A 7,435-nucleotide genomic window follows, 5' to 3' on the forward strand; every position below is an offset into this window, starting at 1 on the left:
CCGTGCAACGGGGTGGCAACCTCCCGCAGCCACCATCGGTTCATGACGGCGACGAGCAAGTCGAACGTTCCTCGTGAGAAGACCGCGACCCTCCCCATCGGAGCCCTGCCGCTCCCGGGGGCCGACCTCGACAGTACGGCGCACATCATGAACCGGATCAGCAGCCAGCTCACCACGCAGCTCAGCCTCGTCTCGCTCGACGGCCGCCGACGCCCGGAGCCGCCCGCGCTCGTGCTGGTCGCCCACGGCAGCCGCGACCCGCGCACGCTGAGCACGGTCCACACCCTCGTCGAGCGCGTCCGCGAGCTGCGCCCCGGTCTGCCCGTGCACCTCGGTCACATCGAGCTGAACGAGCCCCTGCTCCCCGACACCCTCGCCTCCCTCGGCACCGGCGACGCCGTCCTCGTACCGCTGCTCCTCAGCCGCGGCTACCACGTCAAGCGCGACATCCCCGAGATGGCGGCCGCGGCCCGGGCACGCACCCGCGTGGCCGCCCCGCTCGGCCCCCACCCCCTCCTCGTGGAGACCCTCCACGCCCGCCTGGTCGAGGCCGGCTGGCCCACCCGCATGGACGAGACCACCCGCCGCTCCAGCGCGGTCGTCCTCGCCGCGGCCGGCTCCCGCGACCCGGAGGCGGCCGTCGACACGGGCCGCACGGCCCACCTCCTGTCGAAGCGCCTGGGCGTACCGGTGGTCCCCGCCTACGCCTCCGCCGCCACACCGACGGTCGACACGGCGATCCGCGCCCTCGCGGCCCGAGGCCGCGAGCGAGTGGCGGTGGCCTCCTACTTCACCGCCCCGGGCCTCTTCGCCACCCAGTGCGCGGAAGCCGCCCCCTGGACAGCCGCGGCCCCCCTCGGCACCCACCCCGCAATGGCCCGCCTGATCCTGCACCGCTACGACCAGTCCCTGGCAACGGCAACGGCAACGATGACGGCACCAGCCCTGGCCTCGGCCTAAAAACCCCGAGAGCGCCCGACGCCCCCAGGGGCGCGGGGAACGGCGCGACAAGCCACAACGCACCCGCACCCGCAACGCGACAGAAGAACCGGCCTCGGCCCAAGAACGCCGAGAGGGCCCGACGCCCCAAGGGGCGCGGGGAACGGCGCGACAAGCCACAACGCACCCGCACCCGCAACGCGACAGTGCTCGGCAGACGCGTAGGCACACCCGATTGTCACCACCTGCGCTTACTGTCGAGACATGGAAGGCAACAACCACATCCCGCCCCCCGGCTACGACCCGACGTCAGTCGACCGCTGGGCCACCGAACCGGACAAACGCCCAGGCCGCACCGCCTTCCAACGCGACCGGGCCCGCGTACTGCATTCCTCCGCCCTGAGAAGACTCGCCGGCAAGACCCAGGTGGTGACGCCCGGCACCCGGAACCAGGCATGGGACGCCAGCCCCCGCACCCGCCTCACCCACTCCCTGGAGTGCGCCCAGGTGGGCCGAGAGCTGGGCGCGGCCCTGGGTTGTGACCCCGACCTGGTGGAGGCCGCCTGCCTCTCCCACGACCTCGGCCACCCCCCGTTCGGCCACAACGGCGAAGTGGCCCTCAACGAATTCGCCGACGACTGCGGCGGCTTCGAGGGCAACGCCCAGTCGCTGAGGCTCCTGACCCGCATCGAGCCCAAGCGCTTCACCGCCGAAGGCTCCGTCGGCCTCAACCTCACCCGTGCCGCCCTCGACGCCGCCACCAAGTACCCGTGGCCCCGAGGCGCCCACCCCACCCACCCGAAGTCCCCGAAGTTCGGCGTCTACGACGACGACCGCCCCGTCTTCGACTGGGTCCGCAAGGGCGCCCCCGGCACCCGCACCACCTTCGAGGCCCAGGTCATGGACTGGTCCGACGACGTGGCGTACTCCGTGCACGACGTCGAGGACGGCCTGCACGCCGGTCACATCGACCCCAACTGCCTGCACGCCGAGCCGGAACGCCAGGCGGTCTTCGCGGTCGCCATCGGCCGGTACGTGCCCGAGGACACCGACCCCGCCGAGCTCGCCGCGGCCCTCGACCGCCTCCAGGACCAGGAGTGGTGGCCGCACGGCTACGACGGCTCGGCCGTCGCCCAGGCCCGCCTGAAGGACGCCACCAGCCAGCTCATCGGCCGCTTCTGCCTCGCCGCCGAGGCCGCCACGCGCGCGGCGTACGGCACCGGGCGGCTCACCCGCTACACCGCCGAACTGGTCGTACCCCACGAGGCGCGCCTGGAGTGCGCGGTCCTCAAGGCGGTCGCCGACCGGTACGTCATGCAGCGCGCCGAGCAGGAGCGGCTGCGGGCCGACCAGCGGATCGTGGTCGCCGAGCTGGCCGAGGCACTCACCGTGCGCGCGCCGGACGGCCTGGACCCCCAGTTCCGTGCCCTGTTCGACCGGGCGTCCGACGACCGCGCCCGCAAGCGGGTGATCGTCGACCAGATCGCGGCCCTCACCGACGTCGCGGCCCGTTCCCTGCACGAACGCCTGACGGGACATCGGTGAGAGGCCCGGGACACGAGTGACGTGAAACCAGCTCGTACGTGACACTCCGTGGCCTGAACGGGCCACTCCCTCTTCCCGCATCACGCTGCGTGCGGGACGCTCGCATGTGGCGGCACCCTTACGAGGAGGCATCAAGTGGTCGACGCGGATCAGACATTCGTCATCGTCGGAGGCGGTCTCGCCGGTGCGAAGGCGGCCGAGACGCTCCGAGCGGAGGGCTTCACCGGCCGCGTGATACTGATCTGCGACGAACGCGACCACCCGTACGAGCGCCCGCCCCTCTCCAAGGGCTACCTCCTCGGCAAGGAGGAGCGCGACAGCGTCTTCGTACACGAACCGGCCTGGTACGCGCGCAACGACATCGAGCTGCACCTCGGCCAGACCGTCGACGCCGTCGACCGGACCGCGAAGACGGTCCGCTTCGGCGAGGACGGCACCGTCGTGCGCTACGACAAGCTGCTCCTGGCCACCGGCGCCGAGCCCCGCCGCCTGGACATCCCGGGCACCACCCTCGCGGGCGTCCACCACCTGCGGCGCCTCGCGCACGCCGAACGCCTCAAGGGCGTCCTGGCCGCCCTCGGCAGGGACAACGGCCACATCGTGATCGCCGGCGCGGGCTGGATCGGCCTGGAGGTCGCGGCGGCGGCCCGCGAGTACGGCGCCGAGGTCACCGTCGTCGAGCCGGAGTCGACCCCGCTGTACGGCGCCCTGGGCCCCGAGCTCGGCAACCTGTTCGCCGAGCTGCACCGCGAGCACGGCGTCCGCTTCCACTTCGGCGCCCGGCTGACCGAGATCGTCGGCCAGGACGGCGTGGTCCTCGCGGCCCGCACCGACGACGGCGAGGAGCACCCCGCGCACGACGTCCTCGCGGCGGTCGGCGCGGCCCCGCGGATCGCACTCGCGGAGGCGGCGGGCCTGGAGATCGCCGAGCGCGCGCACGGCGGCGGTGTCATGGTCGACGAACGGCTGCGCACCTCCGACCCCGACATCTACGCGGCCGGTGACGTGGCCTCCTTCCACCACGCCCTCTTCGACACCCGGCTGCGCGTCGAGCACTGGGCCAACGCCCTCAACGGCGGCCCGGCGGCGGCCCGGGCGATGCTCGGCCGCGACCTCGCCTACGACCGTGTGCCCTATTTCTTCTCCGACCAGTACGACATGGGGATGGAGTACAGCGGCTGGGCGCCCCCGGGGTCGTACGACGAAGTGGTGATCCGGGGGGACGCGGGAAAGCGTGAGTTCATCGCGTTCTGGGTGAAGGAGAACCGGGTGCTGGCGGGGATGAACGTGAACGTGTGGGACGTCACAGAGCCCATCCAGCAGCTGATCCGCAGCAAGGCCCAGGTGGTCACCGAGGCGCTCGCGAACCCGCACGTACCGCTGGACAGCCTGGTCTCGTGACCCGACGAGTGCGATCGGCTGTCACACCACCCCCGTGCTGCGAATCCCGGGGGACGCTGTATCCCATAGCCGCTGCGCGGCGGACCGGACCCCCGGCCGGGGCTCGGTCACCGCGCCCCAAGAGTGTCAGTTCTGCCCCGTAGACTCACCTCGTGGCAGGACGGATCAACGACGAGGACGTGAAGGCGGTACGGGACGCGGTCCCGATCGACGCCGTGGTGTCCGAGTACCTCCAGCTGCGCAACGCGGGCGGCGGAAACCTCAAGGGGCTGTGCCCCTTCCACGACGAGAAGTCGCCGTCCTTCCAGGTCAGCCCGAGCAAGGGACTCTTCCACTGCTTCGGCTGCCAGGAGGGCGGCGACACCCTCACGTTCGTGATGAAGGTCGACCACCTCTCCTTCTCCGAGGCGGTCGAGCGCCTCGCCGCCCAGGCCGGCATCACCCTGCGCTACGAGGAGGGCGGGTACAACCCCTCCCACCAGCGCGGCGAACGCATCCGCCTGGTCGAGGCCCACAAGGTCGCCGCCCAGTGGTACGTGGAACAGCTGGCCACCAGCTCCGAGGCCGACACCGGCCGCAAGTTTCTCGCCGAGCGCGGCTTCGACCAGGCCGCCGCCGAGCACTTCTCGGTCGGCTACAGCCCCCAGGGCTGGGACCACCTCACCCGCTACCTCCGCGGCAAGGGCTTCAGCGACAAGGAGCTCCTGCTCTCCGGCCTCTCCCAGGAGGGCCGCCGCGGCCCCATCGACCGCTTCCGCGGCCGCCTGATGTGGCCGATCCGCGACATCGGCGGCGAGGTCGTCGGCTTCGGCGCGCGAAAGCTGTACGAGTCGGACAACGGCCCCAAATACCTCAACACGCCTGACACAGCGATCTACCGCAAGTCCCAGGTCCTGTACGGCATCGACCTTGCGAAGAAGGACATCGCCAAGTCGAGCCGCGCGGTCGTGGTCGAGGGTTACACGGACGTCATGGCCTGCCACCTCGCCGGCGTCACCACCGCCATCGCCACCTGCGGTACGGCCTTCGGCACCGACCACATCAAGATCCTCCGCAGGCTGCTGATGGACAACGGCTCAGCCCGCGTGATCTTCACCTTCGACGGTGACGCGGCCGGCCAGAAGGCGGCCCTGCGGGCCTTCGAGGACGACCAGAAGTTCGCCGCCGAGACGTACATCGCGATCGCCCCGGACAACATGGACCCCTGCGAGCTGCGCCTCGCCAAGGGCGACGAGGCGGTCGCCGACCTGGTCGAACCCCGCACCCCGCTCTTCGAGTTCGCGCTGCGCCAGATCGTCGTCCGCTACGACCTGGACACCCCGGCCGGCCGCGCGGCCGCGCTGGACGAGGCCGCCCCCATCGTGGCCCGCATCAAGAACAGCGGCGCCCAGCACGAGGTCGCCGTGCAGCTCGCCGGCATGCTCGGCATCCTCGACACGCAGTTCGTCGTCAAGCGGGTCGCCCAGCTGGCCCGTTGGGCCCGCGACCGCGGCGGCCAGGGCCCGGCACCGCAGCGCGTCCGCGGGCAGCAGTACGACGCCCCGTCCCGGCCCGCCGTGTCCGGCCCCGCCCTCAACCTCCGCAACCCCGTCTACGCCACCGAGCGCGAGCTCCTCAAACTCGCACTCCAGCGCCCCGATCTGGTCTCCCCGGCCTTCGACGCGTACGGCATCGACGAGTTCACCGCCCCGCCCTACGCGGCCGTCCGCCAGGCCGTCATGGACGCGGGCGGCGTCGAAAATGGCACGCAGGACCCGCAGGAGTACCTCATCCGGGTCCGTGACGCGGCCCCGGACGACACCGTCCGCGCGATGGTGACGGAACTCGCGGTCGAGGCGATCATGCGCAAGACGGTCGACGAGAACTACGCGGGCGAACAGCTCGTGACCGTACGCCGCCGGGCCGTGGCCCGCCGTATCCCCGATCTGCAGAGCGCCCTGACCCGGCTCGGCCAGCACGGGGACCCGGCCCAGGTCGCCGCCATCCAGAACGAGATGATGATTCTCACGCGGTACGACAGAGCACTCCAGGAACAGGGCCCCGCGGCACTCTGAGACCGCACGGCGAACGTCACGGTAACCACCTGGTCACGGACCGGACTCAAAAAGTCGCCGCACGCCCCTCGTGGCGGTGATGTGTCGTACTCCACACTGGGTTCCGGTGCCTGAGTCCTCGGAGCGCGGCCGATCCGTCCCCAACGGGTCCCACACCCCCGCGGTTCCGCTCAACGCGTACGGGACGGACAGCGGCGAGGCCGTCGACTCCGCTCCCGAAGTAGCGCTGCCGCACACCTCAGCAGCGATCATCCTGGAGGTCGCCCCCGTGCAGACCCAGACCCTCACCCAGACCGAGATCGGTACGGACGGCACGGAACCGGATGCGGAGACCGACGTTCTCCTCGCGGTCCCGCCGCAGAACCGTGCCGTGCACCACCCCGAGGCGGAGCCCGAGGCCCCGCCGGCCGACGCGCTGGAGAGCGCCGAGGCCCCCGAACCCGTCGAGGTCCACGACCCCGTCGAGGTCCCCGAGCCGCGCCGCGGCCGCGCCGACACCGGCGCCCCGTCCTCGGACCTGTTCCGCCAGTACCTGCGGGAGATCGGCCGCATCCCGCTGCTCACCGCGGCCGAGGAGGTCGAACTCGCCCGCCGGGTCGAGGCCGGCCTGTTCGCCGAGGAGAAGCTGAGCAACACCCCCGACCTGGACAGCCAGTTGGCCCTCGACCTGGACAAGCTGGTCGTGATGGGCCGCATGGCCAAGCGCCGTCTGATCGAGGCGAACCTGCGGCTCGTGGTCTCCGTCGCCAAGCGGTACGTCGGCCGCGGACTGACCATGCTCGATCTGGTCCAGGAGGGAAACCTCGGCCTGATCCGCGCCGTCGAGAAGTTCGACTACGCCCGCGGCTACAAGTTCTCCACGTACGCCACCTGGTGGATCCGCCAGGCCATGTCCCGCGCCCTCGCCGACCAGGCCCGCACGATCCGAGTCCCCGTCCACGTCGTCGAGTTGATCAACCGGGTGGTCCGCGTCCAGCGCCGCATGCTCCAGGAACGGGGCTACGAACCGACGCCGGGGGAGGTCGCCGACCACCTGGACCTGGCGCCGGAACGCGTCAGCGAGGTCCTGCGCCTGGCCCAGGAACCCGTCTCCCTGCACGCCCCCGTGGGGGAGGAGGACGACGTGGCCCTCGGCGACCTGATCGAGGACGGCGACGCGGCCAGCCCGGTCGAGTCGGCGGCGTTCCTGCTGCTCAGGGAGCACCTGGAGGCGGTCCTGTCGACCCTGGGGGAGCGGGAGCGGAAGGTCGTACAACTCCGCTACGGGCTGGCCGACGGCCGCCCGCGCACGCTGGAGGAGATAGGCCGCATCTTCGGCGTGACCCGGGAACGGATCCGCCAGATCGAGTCGAAGACCCTCAACAAACTCCGCGACCACGCCTTCGCGGACCAGCTCAGGGGCTACCTGGACTGACCCAGCCGCTTCTTCGCCCCCGCCGCCCCTTCCCCGGGGGCTGCGCCCCCAGACCCTCAAACGCCGGAGGGGCTGAATTTTC

At 71.6% G+C, this 7,435-nt stretch carries 5 protein-coding genes; all 5 read left to right on the forward strand.

Annotated elements, in window-relative coordinates; all coding sequences use genetic code 11:
• The first annotated feature begins 147 nt into the window (after positions 1–147).
• The 5 genes from ACFWWR_RS28690 (at position 148) to ACFWWR_RS28710 (ending at position 7,353) form a co-directional block, all read left to right on the forward strand.
• Positions 148–960 carry a sirohydrochlorin chelatase gene (locus ACFWWR_RS28690; RefSeq protein WP_383867992.1) on the forward strand — a complete coding sequence of 271 codons (813 nt, stop codon included), beginning with the start codon at positions 148–150 and terminating at the stop codon, positions 958–960.
• Positions 961–1,203: 243 nt separating this feature from the next.
• Positions 1,204–2,484 carry a deoxyguanosinetriphosphate triphosphohydrolase gene (locus ACFWWR_RS28695; protein WP_384306108.1) on the forward strand — a complete coding sequence of 427 codons (1,281 nt, stop codon included), beginning with the start codon at positions 1,204–1,206 and terminating at the stop codon, positions 2,482–2,484.
• A 135-nt stretch (positions 2,485–2,619) separates the two neighbouring features.
• Positions 2,620–3,885 carry an NAD(P)/FAD-dependent oxidoreductase gene (locus ACFWWR_RS28700; protein ID WP_383867803.1) on the forward strand — a complete coding sequence of 422 codons (1,266 nt, stop codon included), beginning with the start codon at positions 2,620–2,622 and terminating at the stop codon, positions 3,883–3,885.
• A gap of 152 nt (positions 3,886–4,037) precedes the next feature.
• A complete protein-coding gene (gene dnaG, locus ACFWWR_RS28705) occupies positions 4,038–5,939 on the forward strand; it encodes a DNA primase (RefSeq protein WP_383867801.1) in 1,902 nt (633 codons plus the stop codon).
• Between the two features lie 106 nt (positions 5,940–6,045).
• Complete coding sequence (locus tag ACFWWR_RS28710) at positions 6,046–7,353, forward strand: RNA polymerase sigma factor (RefSeq protein WP_384306110.1); 1,308 nt, start codon at positions 6,046–6,048, stop codon at positions 7,351–7,353.
• Positions 7,354–7,435: the final 82 nt, after the last annotated feature.

Source organism: Streptomyces sp. NPDC058678 (assembly GCF_042714835.1).
In the GTDB taxonomy this organism is placed as follows: domain Bacteria; phylum Actinomycetota; class Actinomycetes; order Streptomycetales; family Streptomycetaceae; genus Streptomyces.